This window comes from Nonomuraea cavernae (assembly GCF_014646355.1).
Classification (GTDB): domain Bacteria; phylum Actinomycetota; class Actinomycetes; order Streptosporangiales; family Streptosporangiaceae; genus Nonomuraea; species Nonomuraea cavernae.
In genome coordinates this window covers 422148-449092 of record NZ_BMNH01000003.1, presented here as the reverse complement: position 1 = coordinate 449092, position 26945 = coordinate 422148, and the positions used below count along the sequence as shown (strand labels likewise).

The following is a 26945-nucleotide window of genomic DNA, read 5'->3' as shown; positions in this document are numbered from 1 at the left end:
GGCGGCGGCGCTGGAGGCGACGTTGCGCGCGGCCAACGACGCGGCCACCTGGGTCTCGCAGCTCGCCCACGACCGGCGGGTGTTTCGCAACTACGATCTGCGCAAGCACGTCTACGGGCAGGTCAAGGACAGGTACGGGCTGGCGGCCCAGGCCGCGCAGCATGTCATCAAGAAGGTCGCCGACGCCTACACCACCCTGCACGCCCATGTCCGCAACGGCCATCTGGGCAGGCCCGGCTCCGCCCGGCGTGAGCGGGTGCTGGCCAGGCCGATCGTCTTTCGCCCCGGCGCGGCCCAGCCGTTCGACGACCGCTGCCTGTCCTGGCAGCTGAACGCCCGCACGGTGTCGATCTGGACCACGGGTGGGCGGATGAAGGGCGTGGCGTTCACCGCCTCGCCCGATCAGCTCACCCTGCTGGCCGCTCACCGCAAGGGCGAATCAGACCTGGTCTGCCGCGATGGCAGGTGGTTCCTCATCGCCACCTGCGACCTGCCGGACGTTCCGGTGCGCGCCCCGGACGGGTTTGTCGGGGTGGATCTGGGGATCGCCAACATCGCCACCACCGCCACCGCCACCGCCACCGCCACCGCCACCGGCACCGGCACCGGCGATGGTGTCCGCCACAGCGGCAAGACCCTGAACGCGGTCCGTCACCGCCACCGCGAGCTGCGCCGCCGCCTGCAGGCCAAACAGACCAAGAGCGCCAGACGGCTGTTGAAGAAACGCCGCCGCAAGGAAGCGCGTTTCGCCGCCGACACCAACCACACCATCGCCAGACGCATCGTGACCGAGGCTGCACGCACCGGGCGAGGCATCGCCCTGGAAGATCTCCAGGGCATCCGCGACCGGGTACGGCTCCGCAAGCCCCAGCGGGTCACGCTGCATTCATGGAGTTTCCACCAGCTCGGCCACTTCATCGCCTACAAGGCGGCCCGCGCCGGTGTCGCCCTGGTCTGGGTGGACCCGGCCTACACCTCGCAAGCCTGCTCGGCCTGCGGACACGTGGCCAAGAACAACCGGCCCGACCAGGAAACCTTCGCCTGTACGTCGTGCGGCTTCGCTGAGCACGCCGACGTCAACGCAGCCCGCAACATCGCCGCACGCGGTGAGACGGGCTGGGCAGTGAGTCACGCTGCCTGACGCGGACCAGACCGTCGAAGCCACCGACGGCCAGGAGCTGCAAGCTCGGTCGTTTTACGGCCGAGAAGCTGACGTCCCTGTGCACCACCCCCACCGCGTGAATGGACTCCAGCGCCTCGGCGAGCCCGGCCCCCAGCGTGAGCACGGCCTGCTCTTGCCATGGACCATGCTCGGCAACCGCCTGATCCAGGGACAGACCCGGCACGTACGCCGTCGCCAGCCACGGCGGGTCCCCTTCCGGATCGGCGTCCACCACCCCGACGGTGAAGAACCCGCTCACCGTACGGGCCAGGGCGATCTCCCGGGCGAACCGGTGCCGGAACTCCCGATCGCCGGCCAGCTCCGGGTGGACCACCTTCACCGCCACCGCGCGCCCGCTTCTCGACCGCCCCAGGAAAACGCGGCCCATCCCACCCGCGCCCAGCCGCGCCTCGATCCGATAGGGCCCCACCCTCCGTAAGTCCTGCGGCTGTAACTCCTCGAACACGGCCACGCGCGCCTCCCCAAGGTTCGCGATCAGCTTGCCTGGAACACCAGGTCGTTCAGATAACCGGGAGAATAACGATCACCAACGGAAATACCGCAAAGTTCACGTTCGCCGCCGAAAGCCCGGCACTGCGAGGATCAGCGCATCAGGCCGTGGCAGGCGATGGCGGCGGCGGCCACCACGTTGAGCGAGTCGACCCCCGCCTCCATCGCGGCCGGGCTCATCGGGATGCAGACCGGCTCGTCGGCCTCGAGCAGCCACCGCGACGACAGCCCGTCGCCCTCCGAGCCGAGCAGCAGCGCGACCCGGTCCGTGAGCTTGACGGCGTCGAGGGAGGTGGCCGTCTGGTCGGGCGTCAGGGCCAGGCTCCGGTATCCGGCCTCCCGCAGCCGGGCCAGACCGTCGTACCAGTTGTCCATCCGGGCGTACGGGATCGAGAACACCGCCCCCATCGACACCTTCACCGCCCGCCGGTAGAGCGGGTCGGCGCATCGGGGCGACAGCACGATGCCGTGCACGCCCAGCGCGGCGGCGCACCTGAAGATCGCGCCGACGTTGCCGTGGTCGACCAGGTCCTCCAGCACCAGGACGCGCCGGGGCCCCGGTGAGGAGCCGGACGACGTGCCGGACGACGAGCCGGACGACGAGCCGGACGACGAGCCGGACAGCACGGAGTCGAGCGGGGGCAGCGGGAGGCGTTCCATCGAGGCCAGCGCCCCCCGATGCACCGGGAACCCGGCGATGGCCGTCATGACGTCGTCGCCGGCCACGTACACCCGGGCGTCGCCGAGCACGTCGGCGAGCTGCTCCAGCCAGCGGCCGGCGGTGAGGACCGAGCGGATGGGGTAGCCGGCGGCGACCGCGCGCCTGATCACCTTCTCGCCCTCGGCGATGAACAGCCCGCGCTCGGCCTCGAGGCTCTTGCGCAGCTCGACGTCGCGGAGCCGGGTGTAGTCGGTGAGGCGAGGGTCGCTCGCGTCGGTTACGTACTCAGGCACCTTCAGATACTGCCACGAGCCGCCTGACCTGCCAGCCGAGCGCGTAGCAGCAGAGCACCAGGCAGAGCCCCACCACGGTGCCCGCGCCCACCTTGGTGAGCACGCCGGGCAGGCCGAACTCCGGCGCGGGCGGATAGAGCACCGGCCAGAGGAGCGCTCCGGCGACCACACCGATGTAGGAGGCCGTGAGAACCGTCAGCCGGGCGCGAGGGGAGATCCGCAGGTGGCCGGGCACTCCGCAGGCGGCCATCCGCGACAGCCGGCGCCACGCCCACCAGACCACGAGGGCCAGACCCACCACCGAGGAGCCGTACTGCAGCAGGCGGAACAGCCTGATCACACCGAAGACCGAGTAGGACAGCCACTCGCCCCATTCCGCCGGACCGGTGGAGTGGGTGAAGGAGTCCCACAGGACGTGGCTCGCGGCCCCGATCAGCGCGCCGGCCACGATCGGCAGCGGCCGGACCCGGCGCCAGGAGGGCAGCAGGGTCGCGGCGCGGCCCGCGAGCGAGGGCGGCAGGAGCGAGATCAGCGGATCCCTGAGCACCAAGTGGAACAGGGCGAGCAGCACCAGGACCGACAGCAGGTCGATGGTGAGCACACCACGCCAGGCGTGCCAGTCGGAGTAGTCGGGCAGGAACGGCAGGAAGATCGGCAGATCGGGCACCATCGCGCCGATCGCCAGCGCCCACGGGTCGACCAGCCTGCGGATCCGGGACGACGACGCGAGCGGCAGCACGGCGGCGATGTGGGCGGGCGTGAACGGCACGAAACGGCTCCTCCCCCGAAACGATCATTACAGATTACCCTGTCAATCTTTGCCCCTCGCCACTAAAGTCACGCTAAGTAGCGGGTATGGTACGTAACGCTGTCGGCGGCCGGACGCCGCGGATTCGGAGGTTCATGGTGCCTGACCAGCGGGTTCACGCGCATCCGGCCGCGTCAGCCGACTGGCTCCGGGCGGCGCGCACGGCGCGCGCACTGTCGGTCGTCACGCTCGTGTGGCTCGGGCTGGAGAGCTCCCTCGGCCTGGTGGCCGGGCTGGCCGCGCACTCGGTGGCGCTGATCGGCTGGGGACTGGCGGCCCTCGTGGAGGCGGCGGCGAGCCTGATCGTGGTGTGGCGGTTCACCGGCTCGCGCACCCTGTCGGCGAGCGCGGAGCTCAAGGCGCGGCGCGCGGTCGCCGTGAGCTTCTGGGTGCTCGCCCCCTACCTGGTCCTGCACGTCGCGCACGATCTCGACGCGGGCCACCGGGCGGTGCCGACCACGCTGGGCATCGTGGTGACCACGGTCAGCATGGTCAGCATGCCGGCGCTGGGGATGGCCAAGCGGCGGCTGGGGCGGCGGCTGGCCTCTCCGTCGACCGCGGGAGAGGGCACCCAGAACCTCATCTGCGCCATGATGGCGGCCGGTGTGCTCGCCGGGCTGTGGCTCAACACGCTCGGCTGGTGGTGGGTGGATCCGGCCATGGCGGTCGCCCTGGCCATCGTCGCGCTGCGTGAGGGAATGCGGGCCTGGCGCGGTCACGCATGCTGCCACTGACGGTGACTCACCGTGGTTTCTGCACCAAAAGGGCTGTTTTGCCACAGTAACCGCACCGAGTATCGTTCCGACAGTATTGCGGAGTATCTCCGGCTAGGGTCTCCGGAAGGTCATCGACACAGCTAAGAGGACATCGTGGGGCGACACCGCACAGACGAGTTCGATGGCGGCTACCAATCCCAGCAACCAGCACCTCGCAGGCGCGCCACGGGCGGCGGCCGGGGCCGGGTGCTCGTCCCGCTCGCCGGGGCCGTCGCTCTGGCCGTCCTTCTCGGTGTCGCCGCGTTCGTCATCTTCAACCGCGACCACGACTGCTCCGGCGGCAGGCTGGCCCTCCGGGTCGTCGCCACCCCTGACATCCAGCCCGCCCTGAACAAGATCGCCGGCACCTACAACAAGGCCCTGCACTCCATCGACAGCCGCTGCGTCGAGGTGTCGGTGGCCAAGGAGGCGGCGGCCAAGACCGCGAACGCCCTGACCGCGGGCAAGGCCAACGCCGACGTGTGGGTGGCCGACTCCAGCCTCGTGGTGGCCCGGCTGCGCGGTGAGCCCGCCGCCGAGGCCGCGCTGCCCGAGCCGTCCGGGTCGGTCGCCACCTCGCCCGTCGTCCTCGTGACCGCCAAGTCGGCGGCCCCCAAGCTGGCCGGCAGCCTCAAGCCCAGCTGGGTCAGCATGATCGCCGCGGCCAACGTCGCGAACCCGGACGGCCCCGGCAGGAAGGTCCGGGTGCTCGCCCTCGACCCGCAGAAGAACTCCGCCGGGATGGCCGCGCTGCTGGCCGCCGCCGGCTCCGCCAAGCAGGCCGGCCAGGGCAAGGCTCTGGTGGGCGCGTTGAAGGAGCTGTCGGGCCAGTTGGTCTCCGACCCGAACGCGCTGCTGGCCAGCCTCACCGTGAAGTCCGGCAGCAGGGTGCCCGTCGGCGTCACGTCCGAGCAGACCGTCTACGTCCACAACACGAAGAAGCCGGACGCCCAGGTGGTGCCGCTCTACCCGGCCGAGGGCACGCTCAGCCTCGACTACCCGATCGTGACCGTCACCAAGGACCCGGCCGTCCAGAAGGCGGCGGCGGCCTTCCAGAAGGAGCTCGCCACGGAGTCGGCCCGCAAGGTGCTGCGCGGTCAGGGCTTCCGCACCCCTGACGGACAGGCCGGCGACGCGCTGTCCAAGGACAAGGGCTTCAACCCCGAGGCCCCGGAGGCGTTGCCCGCGCCCGACGCCAAGACCGTGGCCAGCATGACCCAGACCTGGTCGAGGCTGAACCTCGGCACCCGCATGCTCACCCTGCTCGACGTGTCCGGCACGATGGCCCTGCCCGTGCCGGGCACGAACATGACCCGTATGCAGGCGATCAGCAAGATCGCGTCCGAGGGGCTGGGCCTGTTCCCGGCCGACTCCGAGATCGGCCAGTGGGCCTTCTCCACGCACATGGACGGCCAGGGCAAGGACTGGATCGAGAACGTCTCGGTCGGCCCGCTGAGCGAGACCGTCAACGGAGTGCTGCGCAAGGAGACGCTGAACAGGACGCTGCAGCCCAAGGCCACCGGCGACACCGGGCTCAACGACACGATCAAGGCCGCCTACACGGAGATGTCCAAGACGTACGCCGAGGACAAGATCAATACGATTCTGATCCTCACCGACGGCGCCGGCAACGACGACCCCGACGGCGGCGTGAGCGACGCGCAGATCCTGTCGTTCCTCAAGAAGACGTACAACCCCAAGCGGCCGGTCGCCATCCTGCTCATCGCGTTCGGCCCGGACGCCCCCAAGGGCAAGCAGCGGATGGACGCCCTCGCCCAGGCCACCGGCGGCGAGGCCTTCATCGCCAAGGATGTCCTCCAGGTCCGCGACATCTTCCTGCAGGCCATGGAACGCCGCCTCTGCTCCCCCAAGTGCGACGGGTGACTCTGGCAACTCACATCACTTCTGACACTGTTCTCCCTGGTCATGCCGGTTGAGCATCTATGGCCAACCGGCTCTTTTCCGGCGGCGTCCTAAGCGCGTGGGGTAGCGAACCCAGCCGGGGAGGGACTGCGTGCCTGGATGGCCGAGTGTGGACCGTGCCGCCGATCAGCGGTTGGCGGAGGCGCTGCGGCGTGCCGACGCCGACGCCCCCGCCACGCTGTACGACGCCTACGGGGAGCGGCTCTACGCCTACGCGTTCATGCTGCTGGGAGAGCGGGAGACGGCCGCCGACGCCGTCCATGACGCGCTGGTCACGGCCCAGGGGGCGGTGCGGCGGCTGAAGGAGGACACCCGGCTGCGCGCCTGGCTGTACGCGCTGACGAGGTTCCAGGCCGTGGCGCGGATGGCGCACCGGGGCGGCACCTCGCCGGAGGGTCTGCCGGCTCCCGTGCTGGAGGAGACGGACGACTCCGAGCTGTCCGACCTGGTCCGCGAGACGCTGGGCGAGCTGAGCAGGAACGAGCGAGAGCTGCTGGAGCTGGCGCCGCGCCACGGCCTGACCCCGTCCGAGGCGGGCGCCGTGCTGGGGCTGACCTCGCGCCAGGCCGCGAGCCGGCTCGGCAGGGCCCGCGACCATCTGGAGAACGCCGCCGCGGCCGTCATCCTGGCGCGTGTGGGACGTGCGCACTGCCCCGACCTGTCGTCGATGGTCGACTCGTGGGAGGGGCCGCTCACGCCACTGCTGCGCAGGCGGCTGTCCGGGCACATCGGCGGCTGCGAGGTGTGCACCGAGGGACGGCACCGGAAGGTCTCGGCGGGACGGCTGCTCGACCTGGTCCCGGTGGCCTTCCCGCCGATCTCGCTGCGCCACCGGGTGATAGAGACGTGCGGGAGCCCCTCCGGTGACGACACCCGCATGCTGATCATGGATCGGGGTGACGGCTTCGACCGTACGGGCTTCCCGGCGGCGGCCGAGCCCCGTTCGCGACGACGGCGCCGGCCGCGCGGGCTCGCGCCGGTCGTCCTCGCGGGGGTCTGCGTGCTCGCCGCCACCGGCGCGATGGTGATGATCGGCGGCGGCGAGACCGGCACCGGCACGGCGCTGCACGTCATCTCCTCGCCGCCGCCCGTGTCCTCGCCCGGGGAGGGCTTCACCGATCCATCCGAGGAGCCCGAGGAGCCCGCGGCCGAGGACGACGAGCCCACGCCCACCCCGACGCCCTCGGCCACCGGCCCGGACCGGACGCCGGCCACGGTGCGGCCGGTCGCCACGGCGGCGACCACCCGACCGGCCACCGCGCCGCCGGCCACCCGCCGCCCCGTGGCCGGCGCCCGGCTGGGAGCCACCTGCCCCGACGGGATCGACGGCGTGGCCACCGTCCGGCTGACCGCCCGCAATGCCGCCGTGACCTGGACCGCGAGCGCCTCTGCGAGGCTCGGCGTGTACCCGGCGAGCGGTTCGATCAAGGCCGGCCGGTCGGTCTCCGTCTGGGTCACGGTCACCGACCCGGACACTCCCGGCAGCGGGACGGTGTCCTTCGGCTCGAACGGCGGCGGCGGCAGTTGCTCGCTGTCGTGGCGTGGTCATCAGCGGCAGCCCTCGGAGGGGCCGTCGGAGGAGCTGACGCCCACCCCGACCGAGACCGATCCGGTCAGCGACCCGTCGCACAGCTCGGCCGGGGATGCGCACAGTGAGACGGGGAGTCCCTCATGAGGCAACAGTTTTCCCATGAGTGATGCGCATCACCGTAGATCTTCGTTTAAGCGACATACAGGTAGGAGTCGGGCCCTGACTCGATGATCGGGCACCCAATAGGGCATCCTGGTGTACTTGGTGAACGGATCGGGCCGCGGGACGCTTGACCCTGTGTTGTAGGCCACATGGGAAATTCTCGCCTCTCGGTAAACCAATGCGGGTCACCAAGCGTCGGCATTGACGTGCCGGCAGGTGGGTTGGTCCCATGAAATGCGATCAATCGCGCCTTTAACCAGCCAGGAGCCAGGAGACACCATGATCAGGCACCGCCGAGCGCTCGCGTGGCTGCTCGGGCTCGCGTGCATCGCGGGAGCGGTGATCGCGCTCTTCGACATCGAGACGCCTCTCCGCCCTGCCTTGATCTCGCTGTTCCTTCTGGTCGTCCCCGGGGCGGCGGTGGTCGGGTTGCTGCGTGATCGTGACCCGCTGGCCGCGCTCTCCGTGGGGGCCGCCGCCAGCCTGGTGATCAACGTTCTCCTCGCCCAGGCCATGCTGCAGTTCAACGCGTGGTCGCCGCGAGCGGGAGTGGCGACGGTCGCCGTGCTCGGCGGGTTCATGTACGTGCTTCGCGTGTTGTACCGGGGGAAGAACATGCAGACCGAACAGGGGGCCAGGTCAAGGTGAAGATCACGGTGGTTCGCCCCGGAGATCTCGGAGACTCCGAACTCACCCGCTGGCGAGAGTTGCAGAAAGCGGATCCGAGCCTCGACAACCCGTTCCTGTCGGTCGAGTTCGCCGTGGCGATGGACAGGCTGCGCGACTACGTGAGGGTGGCGGTCCTCCACGACGGGTCCGGTGTCGCCGGGTTCTTCCCCTACGAGCGTCACAGCTTCGGCATCGGCAAGCCACTCGGCGGCTTCCTCACCACCTGCCACGGCCTGATCGCGGCCCCCGGGCTGGAGTTCGACGCCCGCGCCCTGCTGCGCGCCTGCAAGCTGACCGTCTTCGACTTCGACCACATGGTCGCGGGGCAGCCGACGTTCGCGCCGTACGAGGCCGACGTCCGCCCGGCGCCGGTCATGGACTTCACCGCGGGCTTCGACGCCTGGCTCGACCAGGTCAGGTCCAACTCCCCCAAGAACCTGAAGACCGTGCGCTACAAGGAGCGCAAGCTCGGCCGGGAGCAGGGCGACCTGCGCTTCGAGTACGCCTCCGCGGATCCCGAGGTGCTGCGCGTCCTGCTCGGCTGGAAGTCCGACCAGTACCGTCGCACGGGGCGGGTGGACAGGTTCGCGCAGCCGTGGATCGTCGAGTTGATCGACCTGATGCACGCCGAGCACTCCAGCGACTTCGGCGGTGTGCTGACCATGCTCTACGCCGGTGACACGCCCGTCGCCGGCCACTTCGGCCTGCGCACCGCCACCACGCTCGTCGGCTGGTTCCCCGCCTACGACACCGAGTACGCCCGCTACTCCCCCGGCATCGTGCACCACCTGCAGATGGCCGAGGCCGCCGCGACGGCCGGTCTGCAGATGGTCGACATGGGCAAGGGCGGCAAGGAGTACAAGGACTGGCTCAAGAGCGGTGTCCTCTACGTCGCCGAGGGCCGCGTGTCGAGGCCCTCCCCGACGGCGGCGGTCCACTGGATGGGCCGGACCCCGTTCAACAAGGCGCGAACAATTGTCCTGGACCGACCGTCTCTCTATAGAGCGGCCGATCGTGTCCTCAAGGGCTTCGGCCGTGTTCGCAGTTCGTTACGCCCCGAGCCAGCCAAGCAAGCAGTGAAGGAACCCACGGGAGCCAACTAGCTCCCACCCCCACCCCAACCAGCGCCACCCCCGGCACAGCAGCAGCACTGAAGCACCACCCTCACGCCACAGGACCGCTCCACGCACCGTTGGTCGATGTCGCCATTCCCCCAGCACCCGGGTGTGGCCGTCCTCGGCTCGCGTGGAGGAGGTCCCGGAAGGATTTGCCTCACCATGAGTCCCGAGACCACCAAGCACAACGGCAAGATTCAGATCACACCGTTGCGATCGATGCCACCTATTGAGCGTTTCACGCCGGTCACTCCTCACCTGGCCATTTCCCCGACGGTGAGCGTGGTCGTTCCGGCGATGAACGAGGCCGAGAACCTTCCCCACGTCTTCGCCACCCTGCCGCAGTGGATCGACGAGATCATTCTCGTCGACGGCAACTCCGTCGACGACACCGTAGCCGTCGCCAAGCGGCTGCGGCCCAATGTGAAGATCGTCACGCAGACCGGCAAGGGCAAGGGCGACGCCCTGGCCGCCGGATTCGCCGCCTGCACCGGTGACATCATCGTGATGATCGACGCCGACGGCTCCACCGACGGCCACGAGATCATCACCTTTGTCGGCGCGCTGGTGACGGGCGCCGACTTCGTCAAGGGCTCCCGCTACGCCGCAGGCGGGGGCAGCGACGATCTGACCTTCAACCGCAGGTTCGGCAACAAGGTGCTCACGAGCCTGGTCAACGTCATGTACGGCACCCAGTACACCGACCTTTGCTACGGCTACAACGCCTTCTGGGCCCGCCACCTCGACGTGCTCGACCTCGACTGCGACGGCTTCGAGGTGGAGACCCTGCTGAACGTCCGCGCCGCCAAGGGCGGGCTGAAGGTGCACGAGGTGCCGAGCCACGAGCGCTGCCGCATCCACGGCGAGAGCAACCTGCGAGCCGTGCGCGACGGCTTCCGGGTGCTCAAGACCATCCTGCGCGAGTGGCGCCGCCAGCCCACTCCCGTGCAGCCCGAGCCGGCCGCCGCTCCCGCCGCGGACCGGGGCGTCGCATAACAAAGAGGCATAGCCGTGAACACGTCCGTCGTCATCTGTGTCTACACCGAGGACCGGTGGGAGGACATCAGGGAGGCCGTCGAGTCGGTCGAGCGCCAGCGGCGCCGGCCACACGAGCTGATCCTGGTGGTCGACCACAACCCCGACCTGCACCTGAAGCTCAAGCGAGCCTATCCACAGGTCATCGTGGTGGAGAACACCCACGAGCAGGGGCTGTCCGGCGGCAAGAACACCGGCGTGGCCGCGGCCACCGGTGAGATCGTCGCCTTCCTCGACGACGACGCCGTCGCCGATCCCGGTTGGCTGGAGGCTTTGGAGGAGGGCTTCCAGGATCCGGGCGTCGTCGGCGTGGGCGGACGCACCGACCCGTTGTGGGCGTCGCGGAGCAGGCCGCGGTGGTTCCCGTACGAGTTCGACTGGACCGTCGGGTGCACCTACCGCGGCATGCCCGCGGTCCGGGCGCCGATCCGCAACGTGATGGGCGGCAACGCGGCCTTCCTGCGGGAGGTCGTGGCCGAGGTCGGCGGGTTCCACAGCGGCATCGGCCGCAGCGTGCAGGGCCGCAAGAGCCGGCCGCTGGGCTGCGAGGAGACGGAGTTCTGCATCAGGCTGAGCCAGCGCAGGCCGGGCTCGGTCATGTTGTTCGAGCCGCGCGCGGTGATCGGCCACAAGGTGTCGGCGCAGCGCGAGCGGTTCGCCTACTTCCGGTCCAGGTGCTACGCCGAGGGCCTGTCCAAGGCCCTGGTCACCAAGGAGGTCGGCACCCAGGACGGCCTGGCCAGCGAGCGGGCGCACGCGCTCAAGACCCTGCCGCTCGGCGCGCTGCGCGGCGTGGGTGAGGCGCTGCGCGGCGACCTGGGCGGGCTCGGCCGGGCCGCCGCGATCGTGATCGGCCTGGCCTGGACCACCTGGGGGTACGTGGTCGGCACCGCCCGGCTGAAGGCGGTGCGGTCATGACCCGTGTGCCGATCCTGATGTACCACTCGGTCACCGACACCCCCAACGAGGAGACCCGCCCCCATTCGGTGCGCCCCTCCGACCTGGAGGAGCAGCTCGCCTACCTGGCGGAGAGCGGCTTCACCCCGATGACGCTGGGCGACCTGGTGGCGAGCCTGAACAAGACCAGCGCCATGCCCGTCAAACCCATCGTGATCACCTTCGACGACGGCTACGCCGACTTCCACAGTCACGCGCTGCCGCTGCTGGAGCGCCACCGCTTCCCGGCCACGGTCTTCCTGACCAGTGGCTGGGTGGCCGACGCGGGTCCCGACGCCGCGGGCCGGGCGCTCGACGACATGCTCAGCTGGGGTCAGGCCCGCGAGATCGCGCAGACCGGCATCGAGATCGGCGGCCACAGCCACAGCCATCCGCAGCTCGACCAGCTGCGCACCGAGGATCTCCGCCAGGAGCTGCGCAAGAACAAGGGGCTGCTGGAGGAGAAGATCGGCGCCCCGGTCGCCACCATGGCCTACCCGTTCGGCTACTCCAGTGCCCGGGTACGCCGCGAGGTGCGCAAAGCCGGATATTTCGCCGCATGCGCCGTGAGCAACGCGATCGCCGCCGACCGGCACGACATGCTCGCCATCCCCCGGCTGACGGTCGCCGGCAACACGACCATCAGCATGTTCAGACGCGCCGTCGAAGGCAGCGCGGTGCCTCTGATCTACCTGCGCGAACGCGTCCTCACCAAGGGCTACGCGGTCGTCAGGCGGACCAGGTACGGCCTGCGCCGGGTGCGCGGAGATGTCTAGCCTCTGGCGCAAGATCGTCCATGACCTGCGCAGCCCGCTGCTGCGCAACGGCTACGCGCTGATGGCCAACACCGGCATCACCGCCGTGCTGGGCATGGGCTACTGGCTGCTCGCCGCCCACTACTACACGCCCGAGGAGTTCGGCAGGGGCCAGGCGCTGATCACCGCGATGCGGCTGTTCGCGTCGCTGACCGCGCTGGGCTTCGTGGGGGCGCTCGCCCGCTTCCTCCCGGTGGCGGGCCGCCGCACCCCCGAGCTGGTCCTGCGCGGGTACGGGCTCGCGGGGGCGACCGGTGTGGTGGCCGCGACCGGGTTCCTGCTGACGCTGCCGCTGTGGGGCAAGACCTACTCGGTGCTCGGCGGGTTCGGGCCCGGCCTGTTCTTCCTGGCCGCGGTGCTGGTCTGGGCGGTGTTCACGCTCCAGGACGTGGTGCTGACCGGCCTGCGCAAGGCCACCTGGGTGCCGCTCAACAGCCTGATCTTCGGCCTGCTCAAGATGGGCCTGCTGGTCGCCCTGGCCGGGGCGCTGCCCGAGGGCGGCATCTTCGTGTCCTGGATGGTGCCGACGGCGATCGCGCTGATCCCGATCAACTGGTTCATCTTCGCGATCATCATCCCCCGGCACGTCAAGAGCGCCGAGGCGAGCGCCCGGCCGCCGAGGCTGCGCGACGTGGGCCGGTTCCTGGCCGGCGACTTCCCCGGCACGCTGTCGATCCTGGCGATCGTCTATCTCGTTCCGGTCATCATCGCGACGCAGGTGGGCGAGGCCACGTTCGGCCGCTTCTCGATGGCCCACACGCTGGGCTGCATGATCGAGCTGCTGGCGATGAACATGGCCGTGTCGCTGACCGTCGAGGGCTCCTTCGACCGGGCGCAACTGGCCGGCAACTGCCGCAGGGCGCTGCGCCGGGCCTTCCTGATCATCGCGCCGGTGATCGCGGTGACGATCCTCGCGGCGCCGCTGATCCTGACCGTCTTCGGGTCCGAGTTCGCGGCGGAGGGGACGACGCTGCTGCGGCTGATGGCGCTGGCCGTGCTGCCCCGGGTGCTGATCGAGATCTACCTGAGCGCGCTGCGGGCGCAGAGCCAGGCGCGCACCCTGGCGATCGTCCAGATCGGGCTGGCGGCCACGGTGCTGATCTCGATCGTCGTGCTGTTCCCCTTCGCAGGCGTGAACGCGGTCGGTTACGGCATGCTCTTCAGCCAGATTCTGGTCGCCCTTTTGATCTTCGGAAGTCTCCGCAAAATTCTTAAATTCGGCGAAATCGGGCAGCCAACCGTCGCTCAGGGGTCGCCCGGGGCCCCATGATGGTCAACGTGAGGCAACGGGACGGCGATGGCATGACAACCGGGATCACGGGTTCCTCAGAGCTCAAGGGTGAGGAGGAGCCGGAGGTGCCCTTCGATCCGGACGCCACGGGCATCATTCCCCGGATCACGCTCTCCGGGGAGTCCGGCGACCCCGCCGACGCCGCGTCACCGGACGGTCCGGCCACCGCAGACGGTCCGGCCACCGCAGACGGTCCGGCCACCGCAGACGGTCCGGCCACCGCAGACGGTCCGGCCGCCGCGGACAGTCCGGCCACCGCAGACGGTCCGGCCACCGCAGACGGTCCGGCCGCCGCGGACAGTCCGGCCACCGCAGACGGTCCGGCCACCGCAAATGGTCCGGCCACCGCGAACGGTCCGGCCGCTGCGGACGACGGCGACGACGGTTACGGCGACGGCGGCGTGGCGGACTCCGACGTGACGACGGCGATTCGCCTGCCCACCCTGCGCATCGGCGGCCCGCCCACGGTCCCCGACGTCACCGCCTCCTCTTCGACCGGCGCACCCCCCTCCACTCCGTCCGGGACCGCGAAGACGCCTTCCACTCCCCCGGCCGAGGACACGTCCGCCACTCGCCCAGCCAAGGACAAGTCCGCCACATCCCTGGTCGAGGACAGGTCCGCCACTCCCGTGGTGGAGGACACGTCCGCCAGGTCTGCGGCGGAGGGCACGTCTGGGAGCCCGTCGTCCCGCACGGCCGCCTCCCGGGGCGCGGCGCCCGTCCAGGACGGCGCGCCCGACACCTCCCAGGCCGAGGACACCGTCACGCAGGTCCTGCCCGCCACCGGCACGCCCGGCGGCGGCAGCGGGCGCCCTTCCCAGGTCGGCAAGGGCGGTCCTCCCATCCCGGACGCGCCTCCAGCCGGCGCGGCAGGAGGCTCGGCTTCGGACGTGGGATCCACCTCTGGTGCGGGGGCCGCCTCTGGTGCGGGGGCCGCCTCTGGTGCGGGGGCCGCCGGGGTGGAGGATCCGCCTACGGCGGCGATGCCGGTCGTGGGCCGCCCATCGGGTGGGAGGTCGACGACGGCGCTGGGTGCCGACGCCGGTGAAGAGGACTCCGGCCCTACAGGCGCCGGGCATAAGGATGACTTCCGCACCGAGAGTGCGAGGATCTCGGCCGGAGACACGGGCAAGGAAGCGCCCGGAGAGAGTGGGTCCGGGCCGACGGTGGCGTTCCAGAGGGCGCCACAGGCGCCTCAGAGGACGCCTGGGCCGTCTCAGGAGCCTCCTGGCCCCGCAGAGCCTCAGCACGCGTCTCACGAGGCTCCTGCGCCCCAGGCGCCCCAGAGCGCGACGGCGGGCGGGACGGCGGGACGGCAGCGCACGGGGGTGGCGGCGCGGTTGCGGCAGTTGCTGCACAGCGCGCCCACCTGGCTCCCGGTGCTGCTCACCGTCGAGGCCCTCGTCATGTACGTCCTGGCGCTGCGCGCGTCCCCGGGGCCGTTCCGCGGGGTGGATCCGGCGGAGATCAACGGGCTGGGCCTGATCGCGGCGCTGCCGGCGAGCGCGTTCGCGGCCATCCTGATCATGCTCGTGGCGTTCTTCGTCACGGTGGCGCAGTCGACCGACCGCAAGTTCCTGCTGTTGTTCCAGATCGCGGTCATCACGTTCGCGCTGCACGGCGCGGGCGCGCTGGTGGCCGACGAGCCGCGCTTCCCCACGGCGTACATCCACGCGGGGTTCGTCGACTTCATCGGCCGCACCGGTGAGACGGCGATCAACATCGACGCCCGCATGGGCTGGCCGGGCTACTTCGCGCTCTTCGCGTTCGTGACGAAGGCCGCCGGGATCAGCGACATGACCACGATCCTGCAGTGGACGCCGCTGCTGTCCAACCTGCTCTACCTGCTGCCCTTCGTGCTCATCCTGCGCCAGGTGGTGGCGACGACGCGGGCGCGCTGGTTCGCGGCGTTGCTGTTCGTGCTGGTGCAGTGGATCGGACAGGACTACTTCTCGCCGCAGGGCTTCACGTTCGCGCTGTATCTGGCCTTCGTGGCGATCCTGCTGCGCTGGTTCGGGCGGGTGGAGCCGCGCACGAAGCCGGTGCCGCCCAAGGGGCTGCGCAAGCTGCTCGGCCGGCTCGACGCGATGACGCCCGGCGAGATCGCCAACACGGGGATGTTCCGGGCCGACAAGCTGCTGATGCTGACGTTGCTGCTGGCGCTGTTCTTCGCGTCGACGGCCTCGCACCAGATCACGCCGTTCATGATGCTCGGCGTGGTGACCGCGTTCCTGATCTTCAAGCGGACGTCGCTGACCTGGGCGCTGCCGTTCTCGCTCGGCCTGGTGGTGCTGGCCTGGATCAGCTACGAGGCCGTGGGGTTCTGGGCCGGCCAGATCGACACGATTTTCGGCGGACTGGGCAGGATCTTCGACAACTTCCAGAGCAACACCGGCGACCGCATCGAGGGCAGCGACCCGGCGCACGCGCTGGTGCTCCAGGCGCGTCTCGGCATCCTGGTCGTGATCCTCTCGCTGGCCGCCACCGGCCTGCTGCGCAGGCTGCGCCGCGGGGTGTTCGACCGGGCGGCGCTGATCCTGCTCTGCGTGCCGGTGATGGCGCTGGGGCTGCAGAGCTACGGCGGCGAGATCGGGCTGCGCATCTACATGTTCGCGCTGCCCGGCGCCTGCCTGCTGGCCGCGTACGCGTTCTTCCCCAACCTGCCCGCCGACAGCGCGGACGTGCGGGAGGAGACGATCCCCATCCGCAGGCGGAACGTCCGCTTCAACCCCGAGGTGACGAGGAAGGTCACGGTCGTCCTCGCGGCGTCCGTCTCGGTCGTGCTGGCCATGGCGTTCCTCGTCGCCCGCTACGGCAACGAGAAGTTCGAACGGGTGACCTCGGGCGAGGTCGCGGCCATGCACTACGTGTACGACCACGACAAGCCGAGCGCGCGGGTGCTCTACCTGGTGCCGAAGGAGGGCCCGGAGGTCACCCCGACACTGCCCTGGGGCGAGAAGGATGTCGAGCTGGTCAACTTCAACGGCCAGGCGCTCGTTCACAAGGATCCGACGCAGATCGCCAGCGCGGTCCAGAAGCTCAAGGAGAGCCCGCGCAACACCTATCTCGTCGTCAGCCGGGGGCAGGTCAGCTACCTGCAGCTCAACGAGGGCTTCCCGGAGGACTGGCACGAGAGGTTCCGGGCCGCGCTGGACGCCTCGCCGGACCTGAAGAAGGTCTACTCCAACAAGGACGCCGCCCTCTACACCTGGAAGACGTTCGTCAGGGGCACCGAGATCCCGGATCCCCAGCCGTACAAGGGGCGGGGCGATCCCACCTCGCCCTGGACGCCGGTGGGCATCGGGGCGCTGGCGGTGACGTGGATCACGTTCTTCGCCTACGAGGTGATCCGGCTGCACGGCCCCGACCGGGCTCGCCGGGCCCGCAGGCGGCTGTTGTACCTGGCCATACCGGCGTTCCTGGTGGCAGTCGGAGTCATCATCGAGCGATTCATCTTTATCGCGATGAATAACTGAATTCACAGGAAACGCTCAGGTTTTGCGGAAGGATGTTCGCCGATGACGGCACAGCGAACACCTCCCGTCCACGTGGACGGGCCGGCGACCAGGATCACGGCCGTCGACTCGCTGCGCGGGTTCTCGCTGCTGGGGATCCTCGTGGTCAACATCGCCTTCCTGGCCTCCGGCTACCGGATGGCCGGGCTGGCGGAGCCGGCGTTCGGCTCGACGCTCGACTGGGCCGTGCGGTGGACCGTCACGATGTTCCTGGAGAACAAGTTCTATCTGCTGTTCTCGTTCCTGTTCGGCTACAGCTTCACCCTGCAGATCGACTCGGCGGCGCGGCGGGGCCTGGCGTTCACGCCGATGTTCCTGCGACGGCTGGCCGGGCTCTTCGTGCTCGGGCTGGCCCATGCCGTGCTGCTCTTCCCGGGCGACATCCTGACCACCTACGCGGTGGCCGGGCTGGCGCTCCTGCTGCTGCGCCGGATCACGCCCAGGACCGCCGTCGTGCTGGCGATCGTGCTGACCTGCGTGCTGGCGGCGGGGTTCGTGCTGCTGGCCGTACTGGCAGGGGCGGGCCTGGACCTGGCGGGGACGGTGTCGCAGGGGACCGCGGAGGCGATCAAGTCCGACGCGTCGCTGGCGGGGTCCGCCGCGCAGATCGTCGCCGAGCACCTGCGCAAGCTGTCGCTCATCGTCGTGCTGCGCGTGCTCTTCCAGGGCCCGGCGGTGCTGGCGGCGTGCCTGATCGGGCTCGCGGTGGGCAAGCTGGGCCTGCTGCGCGACCTCCGGGCGCACACCGCGGCGCTCAGGAGACTGCAGTGGATCGGCTTCACAGCCGGGCTGGGCGGCGCGTTCGTCTACACGCTGTCGGCGTGGACGGGCATGGTGCACAAGTTCGCCGGCGAGGCGGTTGACCTGCTGACCGCGCCGTTGCTGGCCGCCGCCTACGCGGCCACGTTCCTGCGGCTGCTGCCGCGTCTGCCCCGGCTCGGCCGCGCCCTGGCCGCGCCCGGCCGGATGGCGCTGTCCAACTACCTGGCGCAGTCGCTGATCTGCGCGCTCATCTTCACGGGTTACGGCCTGGCGCTGGTGGATCGGGTCAGTCCGCCGCTGGAGGTGCTCATCGCGGTGGGCCTCTTCGCGGGACAGGCGATCTACAGCCATTGGTGGCTGCGTACGCACAGATACGGGCCCGTGGAGTGGCTGCTGAGAGGCATCACGTACGCCCGCGCCCCCGGCAAGGCCATCACGGATCCGGCCGAGTTCCCGCCCAGGCGGGAGCGGGCCTGAGCCGGATCGAGGGAGCACGGCCCGGCGCGAGACCGCTCGCCCGACTTGATAGGCAAGTCTTCACTTGCCTATGCTGAGGGCGTGGCGGAAGACATCTTCAAGGCACTGTCCGATCCCACCCGCCGGCACATCCTTGACGAGCTGGTGGAACGGGACGGTCAGACCCTGTTCGAGATCTGCGCGCGGCTGACGGCCAAGCACGGCCTGGGGCTGTCCCGCCAGGCGGTCAGCCAGCACCTGGCCGTACTGGAATCCGCGGGTCTGATCCATGCGCGGCGTCAGGGCCGCTACAAGTTCCACGACGTGAACACCGAACCGCTCGAGCAGATCGTGACCCGATGGCTCAGGCCCGACACACCGGAAGGCACCTCATGAGAATCCACCTGTCCAGCGTCTTCGTCGATGACCAGGACAAGGCCCTGCGCTTCTACACCGACGTCCTGGGCTTCGTGAAGAAGACCGAGGTCCCGCTGGGCGAGGACCGTTGGCTGACCGTGGTCTCGCCGGACGATCCCGACGGGACCGAGCTCCTGTTGGAGCCCGACGGCCATCCGGCGGTGAATCCGTTACGGAAAGCGCTGGTCGAGGACGGCATCCCGGCCACCGCCTTCGCCGTGGACGACGTGCACGCGGAGTTCGACCGGCTGCGCGGGCTCGGCGTGCGCTTCACCCAGGAGCCGCTGGAGATGGGCCCGGTCACCACCGCGGTCCTGGACGACACCTGCGGCAACCTGATCCAGATCGTGCACCACAAGTAGGGCCCGCTCCGGCGACCGGCGGCGGCTCCACCGTCGCCGGTCAGCCCTGGCCCCGTCCCTCCCACTTGACCTCGTACGGCTTCAAGGTCACCTGCTTGCCGTCGACGGTGGCCGTGACCTCGGCGTCGGCCGTGTTGACCATCACGACCTGACGCTCCTGGGCGAGGACCCTGATCCGCTCGTCGGAGGCATCGACCTGCTGGAGCCGCACCCCGAGGGGAAACCACCGGGTGAACCCGCTCAGCAGGCCCGCCATGGGCATGTCGCCCTCGTCGGCGGTCGACCACAGGCAGCCCGGGCAGACGCCCTGGCCCTTGGTCTGCGGGTTCCAGTAGAGGGCCGACGTCACGCCGCTCTTCGCGAACTCCATCAGCGCCGTGGCCTGCACCGCGGTGCGCTTCTCCTCGCTCCAGCCGGAGTTGTCGGGCTCGACGTACCATTCGGCCCACCAGACCGGCATGTCGCCGCTCTTCTCGCGCAACCAGGTGGTGATCGCGCCGAACTTGGCCTGGGCGGCGAAGTCGCCGGGGATGTTGCCCTTGTCGTTGGTCATCGAGGCGCCGTCGACCACGATGAAGTCGGCGCCCTTCTTGTGCTGGATCCAGTACTCGATCGCGTCGAGGGCGCGCTGGTCGATGGTGCCCCACGGCCCGGTCAGCTCGGACGCGCCGGCGCCGGACTCGCTCCCGATCGGCACGTACGGCCCGCCGACCTGGATGTCGTCGTCGACCTGCTTCAGCGCGGCGTAGACCTTGTTGTACATCTCGGTGTAGCCCTCGGCGTCCCACCGGTTGGAGGTCGTGTCCCAGAAGCCCTTGAACTCGTTCCACACCATGAAGTGCTTGACGGTCGGGTACTGCCTGGCCACCTTGGCGGCGAGCTTGGCGTAGTCGTCGAAGTGCTCGCGCTTGGGGGCGACCGTGTGGTTCTTGCTCCAGTCGGTACGGCCGGCCTGCCCGCCCTTCATCCAGTCGGGGGCGCAGCAGAGCGTGATGACCGGCAGGCCGCGCGACGAGGAGATGAACTTCATCCGCCGGTCGAGGTCGCCCAGGTTGTACTGCCCGGGGCGCGGCTCGGGGTTGCCGACGCCCCAGCCCATGATGTGCTGGTTCTGCAGCATCGGGACCCGGCCGAGCACCCCCTTGGCCTGCTCGGAGATCTGCTTGGGCGCGGTGTCGGCGCTGTACTGGGTGTGGGTGACACCCCACCGGGGCCAGTCCTCGAGGGCGGGTGGCTGCTCCAGGGTGGGGGCCGGCTGCGAGGGCCCGGCCTCGGCCACCTCGCCGCCCCGGAACTCATCCCTGGAACCGACCCGCATCGCGGCGTAGATCATGATGCCGGCCACGAGCACGACGGCGAGGACGCCGGCGCCCACGGCGATCGGCCACGGTGGCCGCCGCCGGGCATGCCGACCATCGGTGGGAATCACGGGAACCTCCACCCCTCGCGCGTACATACAGAGAGTCGGGCGCTGCCGCGCCCGACCTTTATAACCGTATATACGAGACTTGCAAGCTGCTTGCGCTTCAGATTAGGGGGCCGGCGGCCGCTCACCACCCGCCGGACCTGGAACACCCGCGTAACGGTAGGGCACGGGCTGCCGGCCCGGCTGAACTACCAGCAACGTACCGGGAGACTCGGCATAGAAGGCGGATTCGACCGCCGCGGCCACGTCCTCGGCCGTCAGCAGCGGGAACCCGGCGTTGACGAACAGCTCGCGCGCGTCGGCGACCAGCGGCGTGTCGGTGAAGCCGGGACAGACCGCGCCGATCCTGACGCCGTCCCTGGCCAGGGGCGCGGCCAGGGCCCTGACCAGCCCGACCACGGCGTGCTTGGTCATCGTGTAGATCGGGTCTCCGTCGTAGCCGACCAGCCCGGCCAGCGAGGCCGTGACCACGATCGCGCCGCCGCCGGAACGCCTGAGCAGCGGGACCGCGGCCGCGACGCCGAAGACCACGCCGTCGACGTTGACGCCGACCGCCCTGCGGTACTGCGCCGCGTCGAACGCGGCGAAGTCGACCCCGCTGGTGATGCCGGCGTTGAGGTGGACCAGGTCGAGCCGGCCGTACCTCTCCTCGGCCAGCGCGACGGCCTCGCGCGACGCCTCCTCGGTGCTCACGTCGGCGGCCAGCGCGACGCCGCTCACCTCCTTGGCGAGCCGCTCGGCGCCCTCGCCGTCGCGGTCGACCAGCACGCATCGGGCGCCGCCGGCGGACAGCCGCCGCGCCACCGCGGCGCCGATGCCGCTCGCCGCTCCGGTGATCAGTGCAACAGTGCTCATCAACGCTCCTGTGGGGTGGTCACGACTGGTCGAGGATCCTGTGCGCACGGGCTACCAGAGTGGGCACGGCCGAACCGATGTGCTCGAACCCATCCCCCACGGTCTTACCCTGCCGGAAGCGGGCGTGGATACCCTCCACGATGACCGCGAGCTTGTAGTTGCCGAACGCCACGTAGAACCCGAGGTCGGTGATGTCCCGGCCGGACACCTTGGCGTAGTGGGCGGCGAACTCGGCGGCGTTGAGGAACCCGGGGGCGAGCGTCACGTCGCCCGCCACCGGGATGCCGGCCCGTTCGTCGTCGCCGGGGTCCTGCCAGTAGGTCAGCGTGAGCCCCAGGTCGGCCAGCGGGTCGCCGAGGGTGGACATCTCCCAGTCGACCACGGCCAGGATCTCGGGCGCGGGCGCCGTCCGGATCAGCGTGTTGTCCAGCCGGTAGTCGCCGTGCACGAGGGTGCCGGCCGAGCCGGACGGCATCCGGTCGCGCAACCGGCCGGCGAGCCGGTCGTACTCGGGCAGGTCGGCGGTCTTCGAGCGCTCCCACTGCTGGCCCCAGCGCTGGAGCTGCCTGGCCAGGTAGCCCTCCGGACGGCCGAAGTCGCCCAGGCCCACCTCGCGGTAGTCGACGGCGTGGATGGCGGCCAGCACCTCGGCAAGCCGCTCGGACAGCCGCCTGGTCTCCTCGGGCGCGGGGTCCCCGAGCTCCGCCCTTCTCCGTACGGCCGCGCCCTCGACGTATCCCATCAGGTAGAACGGCGCCCCGATGACGTCCTCGTCCCCGCAGAACGCCACGGGTTCGGGCACCGGCACGGGGGTGGGCGCGAGGGCCGAGATGACCCGCCACTCGCGTCGCATGTCGTGGGCGGTGGGCAGGACGTGCCCGAGCGGCGGGCGGCGCAGCACCACGCGGCGCTCGCGGGCCTCGACGAGGTAGGTGAGGTTGGACTTGCCACCGGAGATGAGCGAGACGGAGAGGGGCTCGCCCGCGTCGGGGACGTTCTTGGCCATCCACGCGGACAGGCGCGGCTGGTCGATCCCGGGAACGGTCATGGACACACATTAGAACGTCACTCGGTCCTGAACGCTAGCTGAGAATTCTGTAACGTTCCGAGGCTGCGTGAACCACCGGCTGAAATACCCCTTACCCTGGGATTACACGTCTCCCCGCATGCTGACATGGGACAACGGCATGCCGACGGTAGGAGCCCATGCGCGTCACACTTGCTCGCCCCAGCGAACTGGGCGCACCCGAGCTCAACCGGTGGCGAGCCCTTCAGGAATCAGAGCCCGGATTCGACAATCCGTTCCTGTCGCCCGAATTCACGGTCATCGTCGGCGGGTTGCGGGACATGGTCAGGGTCGCGGTGCTCTACGACGGGCCGGAGATCGTGGGGTTCTTCCCCTTCGAGCGCCATCCGCTGGGCATCGGCAAGCCCGTCGCGGCGGGGCTGACCGACGCGCAGGGCCTGGTCCACGCCAAGGGCGTGGAGATCGACCCGCACCGGCTGATCAGGCAGTGCGGCCTCTCGGTCTACGAGTTCGACCATCTCGTCGCCTGCCAGCCGCTGCTCGACGAGCGGCACGAGCGGCATCCGTCGCCGATCATCGACCTGCGTGACGGCTACGAGAGCTACACCGGCTTCCTGCGCGAGCACTCCGGCAAGACGTACAAGACCACGCTGGCCAAGTCGCGCAAGCTGCAGCGCGAGGTCGGCGAGGTCCGCCACGACTACGCGATCACCGGCGCCGAGCCGCTGCACACCCTGCTCGCCTGGAAGACCGACCAGTACCGCCGCACCGGCCGCACCGACAGGTTCGCCCACCAGTGGATCGTCGAGCTGGTCGAGCGGCTGCTGGCCACCCGGACCGAGTCCTTCGCCGGTGTCCTCGACATGGTCTACGCCGACGGCCGGCCGGTCGCCGGGCACTTCGGGCTGCGCACCCGCACCACGCTGGCCGGCTGGTTCCCGGCCTACGACACCCGGTTCGCGAAGTACTCTCCCGGTCTCATCCACCACCTGGCGATGGCCGAGCGCGCCGCCGAGTCGGGCATCGAGACCATCGACATGGGCCGTGGCCAGAAGGAATACAAGGAGAAGCTCAAGAACGGCGAGTTCCAGGTCGCGGAGGGCAGGGTGGCCACCGCCGGCCCGGCCGCCGGCATCCACTGGCTGATGCGGGTGCCCGCGCGCAGGACCAGGGCCCTCGTGCTGGCCAACCCGGTGCTGCACCGGACGGCCGACCGCACGCTCAAGACCCTTGGCCGGCTCCGCACCGCCCGTTCGTGAGACTCATCGCCGAGCGCACGGGCCGCCGGTGCCTGCGCCTCCCGTCCAACCGTCTGGGGCTCTACCTGGCGCTGCGTCACTGGTGCAGGCCCGGTCAGCGGCTGCTCATGTCACCGGTCTCCGCCGACGAGATCCTCTTCCTGGTGCTCGCCGCCGGCCTGCGCCCGGTGATCGCGACGCTCTCGCCCGGCGACGGCAACATCGACGCCTCCCGGGCCGACCTGTCGCGAGTGGATGCGGTCCTGACGACCAACCTGTACGGCCTGCCCGACCAGATGACCGCCTTCGCCGGAAAGATCGTGATCGAGGACGTGGCCCACGCGCTGGAGACCACGTTCGACGGCCGGCCCCTGGGGACGTTCGGCCAGGCCGGTGTCTTCAGCCTGTCCAAGCACGCGAGCGCCGGCTCCGGCGGGGTGCTCGCCGTCGAGCACTCGGCCGACCTGGAGGCGCTCCGGCAGGCCCGCGACGAGCTCATGGTCCCCGGCTCGCCGCTCAGGCAGGTGTTCGACGTGGTGACGTCCATGGCCCGCCAGACCGCGCTCAAGGCCGACCTGGTCCGCCCGGCCCTCTACCTGGCCCGGCGGCTCGGGCTGCAGGAGCCGCGTGACGGCTACCGCATCACGCTCAAGGCCGACTCCCTCGACCGTGCGCTGCGGCAGGCGCCGTCCCTGTCGGCGTTCGACCCGTGGGTCCGCGCCGACCTGCACGACTACCGCGCGCGCAGGGGCTACGTCGCGCACTGGTACCAGTCGAGGCGCCTGGCCCAGGTGCCCGCCGAGCGGGCCCGGCGGCTCGACGGGGTGCGCCTGCTCGCCGAGCTGCCCATCGTGGCTCCGGCCGTACGCGACCACGTCGACCAGCCGTTGTTCCGGGTGCCCCTGCTGGTGCGCGACCGCGACGCGGCGATCGCGGAGCTGGAGCGCCACGGCGTGGCCGTCGGCTACCTGTACGACCCGCCCTACGACGACTACGCCCTCGGCTACACCGAGCCGTCGCCCGATCCGGGCCCGGCCCGCTGGTGGGCCCGCCACGTGCTCCCGATCAACCCGCTCTACGCCTCCCGCGCGCTGCCGATCCTCATGACCCTGGCCCCGGCGCCCCCGCTCTGACCCCGGCGATCAGGCCGGCCACGATCCGGCAGCCGCGCCGCACCTCGGGCAGCGAGGCGGAGCCGTACCCGATGACCAGACCGGGGCGGCCGGGGCCGAGGTGGTGGCGCTCGGCCGGGTCGAGCAGGACACCGAGCTCCCGGGCCCGCTCGACGATGCCGTCGCAGGTGCCCGGAGGCAGCTCCGCGAACACGTGCAGGCCGGCCGTGTCGCCCCGCAGGCGGCAGACCGGGCCCAGGGTCTCGACGATGACCGTCCGGCGGCGCGCGTACTCGAGCCGCATCCTGCGCAGGTGGCGGTCGAGGTCGCCGCGTTCGAGGAGTGTCGCCACGGCCTCCTGGACCGGGCCGCTGGTGCGGTCGGACAGCTTGGAGCGCAGCGCGGCTACCCTGGCCACCAGCTCGGGCGAGCCGACCAGCCAGCCGACGCCCACGTCGGGCGCCAGCGACTTCGACAGCGTGCCCAGCAGCACCACCCGCGAGGGGTCGAGGCCGTAGAGGGCGGGCAGCGGGGCGACGTCGTAACGGAACTCCGCGTCGTAGTCGTCCTCCACGATCATCGCGCCCGTGGCCCTGGCCCAGGCCAGAAGGCGTTCGCGGCGCGGGATCGGCAGCCGCCCGCCGAGTGGGTACTGGTGCGCGGGGGTGGTGTAGAGCAGGCCGAGGTCGTCGGGGAGGCCGTCGACGATCACGCCGTCCTCGTCCACCGGGCACGGCACGACCTCCGCTCCCCGTGCGGCGAAGACCGTGCGCGCCACGTGGTAGCCCGGCTCCTCGACGCCCGCCCGGCCGCCGCCGCCGAGCAGGGCCAGCGCGCACAGGTCGAGCCCGTTGCCGGTGCCCCGGGTGACCAGGATGCTCTCCGGCTCCACGGCCACCGACCTGGTCCGTCTCAGGTGGCCGGCCAGCAGCTCCCGCAGGCGCGGCAGCCCGTAGGGGTCGGAGCGGTCGCCGGGGGGCAGGTCGCCGGCCTTGCGCCAGGCCCGTTTCCAGGCGGCCCGGTCGTAGTCGCGGACCCAGGGATGGCCGGGCCGCAGGTCGATCGCCCCGGCCGCCAGGTCCGCGACGGGCGCGGGGGCAGGACTCGACGTGGGGGGCACGGCGGCCGGCCGCCGGTGCGTCTCCAGGGAGGCGACGAACGTGCCCGAGCCGTGCCGTCCCTCGAGCCAGCCCTCGGCGTACAGCTGCTGGAAGGCCTCGGTGATCACCGTACGGCTCACCCCGAGCTGCGCCGCGAGCGCGCGTGAGGACGGCAGCCGCTCGCCGGGCGCCAGGGTGCCCGCCAGCATCGCCTCGCGCAGCCGGCCCGCGAGCTGCGTCGAGAGGGGCACGGCCGACTGCCGGGACAGGGATACGGGCAGGTCGACGAGGCTGCGCACGGAAGTGGTCTCCCAGAAGTGGCCGATAGTGGCCCTATAACTTAGAGCCACTCGCTGGCTACCGTCGAATCATGCTCTCCACCACGCCCCGCACCAGACTCGGCCGCGAGAAGCAGCGGGCCGGCACCGATCGCCAGGACCTGTACGACGTGCTCGACACCGGGCTGTTCTGCCATCTGGGCGTCGTGGTGGACGGCTGCCCGATGGTGGTGCCCACCGGCTACGGGCGCGCCGGTGACACCCTCTACCTGCACGGTTCCACCGGAGCGCGGTCACTGCGTGCCGCCGCCGGGGCCGAGGTGTGCGTCACCGTCACCCACGTCGACGGCATCGTGCTGGCCCGGTCGGTCTTCCACCACTCGGTCAACTACCGCTCGGCGATCATCTACGGCCGGCCCGAGCCGCTGACCGGCGAGGAGGAGCGCCTGGAGGGGCTCCGCGCCCTGACCGAGCAGCTCGCGCCCGGCCAGTGGGACTACGCCCGGCGCCCGTCGCCCAAGGAGCTGGCGGCGACGGCCGTGCTGGCCCTGTCGCTGGAGGAGGCGTCGGTCAAGATCAGGCGGGGCCCGCCACAGGACGACGAGGCGGACTACGAACTGCCCGTCTGGGCGGGCGTGCTGCCCCTGCGGACGGCCTGGGGCGCGCCGGTGCCCGACCCGGTGCTCCCAGAAGGTATCGACGTACCTGTTCACATCAGCGGCCGAGAGTAG

At 70.6% G+C, this 26945-nt stretch carries 25 protein-coding genes; 17 read left to right on the top strand and 8 right to left on the bottom strand.

The window, feature by feature from the left end; genetic code table 11:
• Positions 1-1141 (top strand): RNA-guided endonuclease InsQ/TnpB family protein (locus IEY82_RS08925; protein WP_189123520.1); only part of this gene is annotated, 1141 nt, incomplete at its 5' end.
• Here the strand turns inward: IEY82_RS08925 and IEY82_RS08920 are convergent.
• From IEY82_RS08920 to IEY82_RS08910, 3 genes are all read right to left on the bottom strand, one after another.
• A complete protein-coding gene (locus IEY82_RS08920) occupies positions 1077-1634 on the bottom strand; it encodes a protein kinase domain-containing protein (RefSeq protein WP_225262459.1) in 558 nt (185 codons plus the stop codon). The genes IEY82_RS08925 and IEY82_RS08920 overlap by 65 nt on opposite strands.
• A 131-nt stretch (positions 1635-1765) precedes the next feature.
• Positions 1766-2626 carry a TrmH family RNA methyltransferase gene (locus IEY82_RS08915; protein WP_372459691.1) on the bottom strand — a complete coding sequence of 287 codons (861 nt, stop codon included), beginning with the start codon at positions 2624-2626 and terminating at the stop codon, positions 1766-1768.
• Complete coding sequence (locus IEY82_RS08910; protein ID WP_189123519.1) at positions 2619-3395, bottom strand: DUF4184 family protein; 777 nt, start codon at positions 3393-3395, stop codon at positions 2619-2621. The genes IEY82_RS08915 and IEY82_RS08910 overlap by 8 nt, the downstream gene beginning before the upstream one ends.
• A gap of 134 nt (positions 3396-3529) precedes the next feature.
• Between IEY82_RS08910 and IEY82_RS08905 the strand changes: the two genes are divergently transcribed.
• The 9 genes from IEY82_RS08905 to IEY82_RS08865 all read left to right on the top strand — a co-directional run bounded on the left by IEY82_RS08905 (position 3530) and on the right by IEY82_RS08865 (position 13645).
• On the top strand, positions 3530-4168 hold the full coding sequence (locus tag IEY82_RS08905; RefSeq protein WP_189123518.1) for a cation efflux transmembrane domain-containing protein: 639 nt from the start codon (positions 3530-3532) through the stop codon (positions 4166-4168).
• A gap of 135 nt (positions 4169-4303) precedes the next feature.
• Positions 4304-6073 carry a substrate-binding and VWA domain-containing protein gene (locus IEY82_RS08900; protein WP_225262457.1) on the top strand — a complete coding sequence of 590 codons (1770 nt, stop codon included), beginning with the start codon at positions 4304-4306 and terminating at the stop codon, positions 6071-6073.
• Positions 6074-6203: 130 nt separating this feature from the next.
• A complete protein-coding gene (locus IEY82_RS08895; protein ID WP_189123517.1) occupies positions 6204-7787 on the top strand; it encodes an RNA polymerase sigma factor in 1584 nt (527 codons plus the stop codon).
• Positions 7788-8084: 297 nt separating this feature from the next.
• The gene (locus tag IEY82_RS08890) at positions 8085-8453 is read left to right on the top strand and encodes a hypothetical protein (protein WP_189123516.1); all 369 of its coding nucleotides are present in this window, start codon (positions 8085-8087) and stop codon (positions 8451-8453) included.
• Positions 8454-8461: 8 nt separating this feature from the next.
• Entirely contained in the window at positions 8462-9577 is a 1116-nt protein-coding gene (locus tag IEY82_RS08885) for a GNAT family N-acetyltransferase (protein WP_308015941.1), read from the top strand.
• A 174-nt stretch (positions 9578-9751) separates the two neighbouring features.
• Positions 9752-10585 (top strand): glycosyltransferase family 2 protein, encoded by an 834-nt coding sequence (locus tag IEY82_RS08880; protein ID WP_189123514.1) that lies wholly within the window; start codon positions 9752-9754, stop codon positions 10583-10585.
• Between the two features lie 15 nt (positions 10586-10600).
• Complete coding sequence (locus tag IEY82_RS08875; RefSeq protein WP_189123513.1) at positions 10601-11542, top strand: glycosyltransferase family 2 protein; 942 nt, start codon at positions 10601-10603, stop codon at positions 11540-11542.
• Positions 11539-12336, top strand: coding sequence for a polysaccharide deacetylase family protein (locus IEY82_RS08870; protein ID WP_189123512.1), 798 nt, complete (start codon positions 11539-11541; stop codon positions 12334-12336). Before IEY82_RS08875 ends, IEY82_RS08870 begins: the two co-directional genes overlap by 4 nt.
• Positions 12329-13645: a lipopolysaccharide biosynthesis protein gene (locus IEY82_RS08865; protein ID WP_189123511.1), complete on the top strand. Its 1317-nt coding sequence runs from the start codon at positions 12329-12331 to the stop codon at positions 13643-13645. The genes IEY82_RS08870 and IEY82_RS08865 overlap by 8 nt, the downstream gene beginning before the upstream one ends.
• A gap of 406 nt (positions 13646-14051) precedes the next feature.
• Here the strand turns inward: IEY82_RS08865 and IEY82_RS08860 are convergent, their stop codons facing one another.
• Positions 14052-14495, bottom strand: a complete 444-nt coding sequence (locus IEY82_RS08860; RefSeq protein WP_189123510.1) for a hypothetical protein — start codon at positions 14493-14495, stop codon at positions 14052-14054.
• A 499-nt stretch (positions 14496-14994) separates the two neighbouring features.
• Between IEY82_RS08860 and IEY82_RS08855 the strand changes: the two genes are divergently transcribed.
• The 4 genes from IEY82_RS08855 to IEY82_RS08840 all read left to right on the top strand — a co-directional run bounded on the left by IEY82_RS08855 (position 14995) and on the right by IEY82_RS08840 (position 19178).
• Complete coding sequence (locus IEY82_RS08855; RefSeq protein WP_189123509.1) at positions 14995-17142, top strand: hypothetical protein; 2148 nt, start codon at positions 14995-14997, stop codon at positions 17140-17142.
• 42 nt (positions 17143-17184) lie between these two features.
• Positions 17185-18420 (top strand): DUF418 domain-containing protein, encoded by a 1236-nt coding sequence (locus IEY82_RS08850; RefSeq protein ID WP_189123508.1) that lies wholly within the window; start codon positions 17185-17187, stop codon positions 18418-18420.
• A gap of 81 nt (positions 18421-18501) precedes the next feature.
• A complete protein-coding gene (locus tag IEY82_RS08845) occupies positions 18502-18795 on the top strand; it encodes an ArsR/SmtB family transcription factor (protein ID WP_189123507.1) in 294 nt (97 codons plus the stop codon).
• A complete protein-coding gene (locus IEY82_RS08840) occupies positions 18792-19178 on the top strand; it encodes a VOC family protein (RefSeq protein WP_189123506.1) in 387 nt (128 codons plus the stop codon). Before IEY82_RS08845 ends, IEY82_RS08840 begins: the two co-directional genes overlap by 4 nt.
• Positions 19179-19218: 40 nt before the next feature.
• On the opposite strand, the gene IEY82_RS08835 is transcribed toward IEY82_RS08840, so the two are convergent.
• The 3 genes from IEY82_RS08835 to IEY82_RS08825 all read right to left on the bottom strand — a co-directional run bounded on the left by IEY82_RS08835 (position 19219) and on the right by IEY82_RS08825 (position 22507).
• Positions 19219-20607: a GH39 family glycosyl hydrolase gene (locus IEY82_RS08835; RefSeq protein ID WP_225262454.1), complete on the bottom strand. Its 1389-nt coding sequence runs from the start codon at positions 20605-20607 to the stop codon at positions 19219-19221.
• A 102-nt stretch (positions 20608-20709) separates the two neighbouring features.
• A complete protein-coding gene (locus tag IEY82_RS08830; protein ID WP_189123504.1) occupies positions 20710-21459 on the bottom strand; it encodes an SDR family oxidoreductase in 750 nt (249 codons plus the stop codon).
• A gap of 19 nt (positions 21460-21478) precedes the next feature.
• Positions 21479-22507, bottom strand: a complete 1029-nt coding sequence (locus tag IEY82_RS08825) for a phosphotransferase family protein (protein ID WP_189123503.1) — start codon at positions 22505-22507, stop codon at positions 21479-21481.
• Between the two features lie 158 nt (positions 22508-22665).
• Here IEY82_RS08825 and IEY82_RS08820 point away from each other — a divergent pair, with 158 nt between their 5' ends.
• Both IEY82_RS08820 and IEY82_RS08815 read left to right on the top strand, forming a co-directional pair.
• Positions 22666-23745 carry a GNAT family N-acetyltransferase gene (locus IEY82_RS08820; RefSeq protein WP_189123502.1) on the top strand — a complete coding sequence of 360 codons (1080 nt, stop codon included), beginning with the start codon at positions 22666-22668 and terminating at the stop codon, positions 23743-23745.
• Complete coding sequence (locus tag IEY82_RS08815) at positions 23742-24857, top strand: DegT/DnrJ/EryC1/StrS family aminotransferase (RefSeq protein WP_189123501.1); 1116 nt, start codon at positions 23742-23744, stop codon at positions 24855-24857. The genes IEY82_RS08820 and IEY82_RS08815 overlap by 4 nt, the downstream gene beginning before the upstream one ends.
• On the opposite strand, the gene pdxR is transcribed toward IEY82_RS08815, so the two are convergent.
• Positions 24826-26235 carry a MocR-like pyridoxine biosynthesis transcription factor PdxR gene (pdxR, locus tag IEY82_RS08810; protein WP_189123500.1) on the bottom strand — a complete coding sequence of 470 codons (1410 nt, stop codon included), beginning with the start codon at positions 26233-26235 and terminating at the stop codon, positions 24826-24828. The genes IEY82_RS08815 and pdxR overlap by 32 nt on opposite strands.
• Positions 26236-26306: 71 nt before the next feature.
• Between pdxR and IEY82_RS08805 the strand changes: the two genes are divergently transcribed.
• Positions 26307-26945 carry a pyridoxamine 5'-phosphate oxidase family protein gene (locus IEY82_RS08805; protein WP_189123499.1) on the top strand — a complete coding sequence of 213 codons (639 nt, stop codon included), beginning with the start codon at positions 26307-26309 and terminating at the stop codon, positions 26943-26945.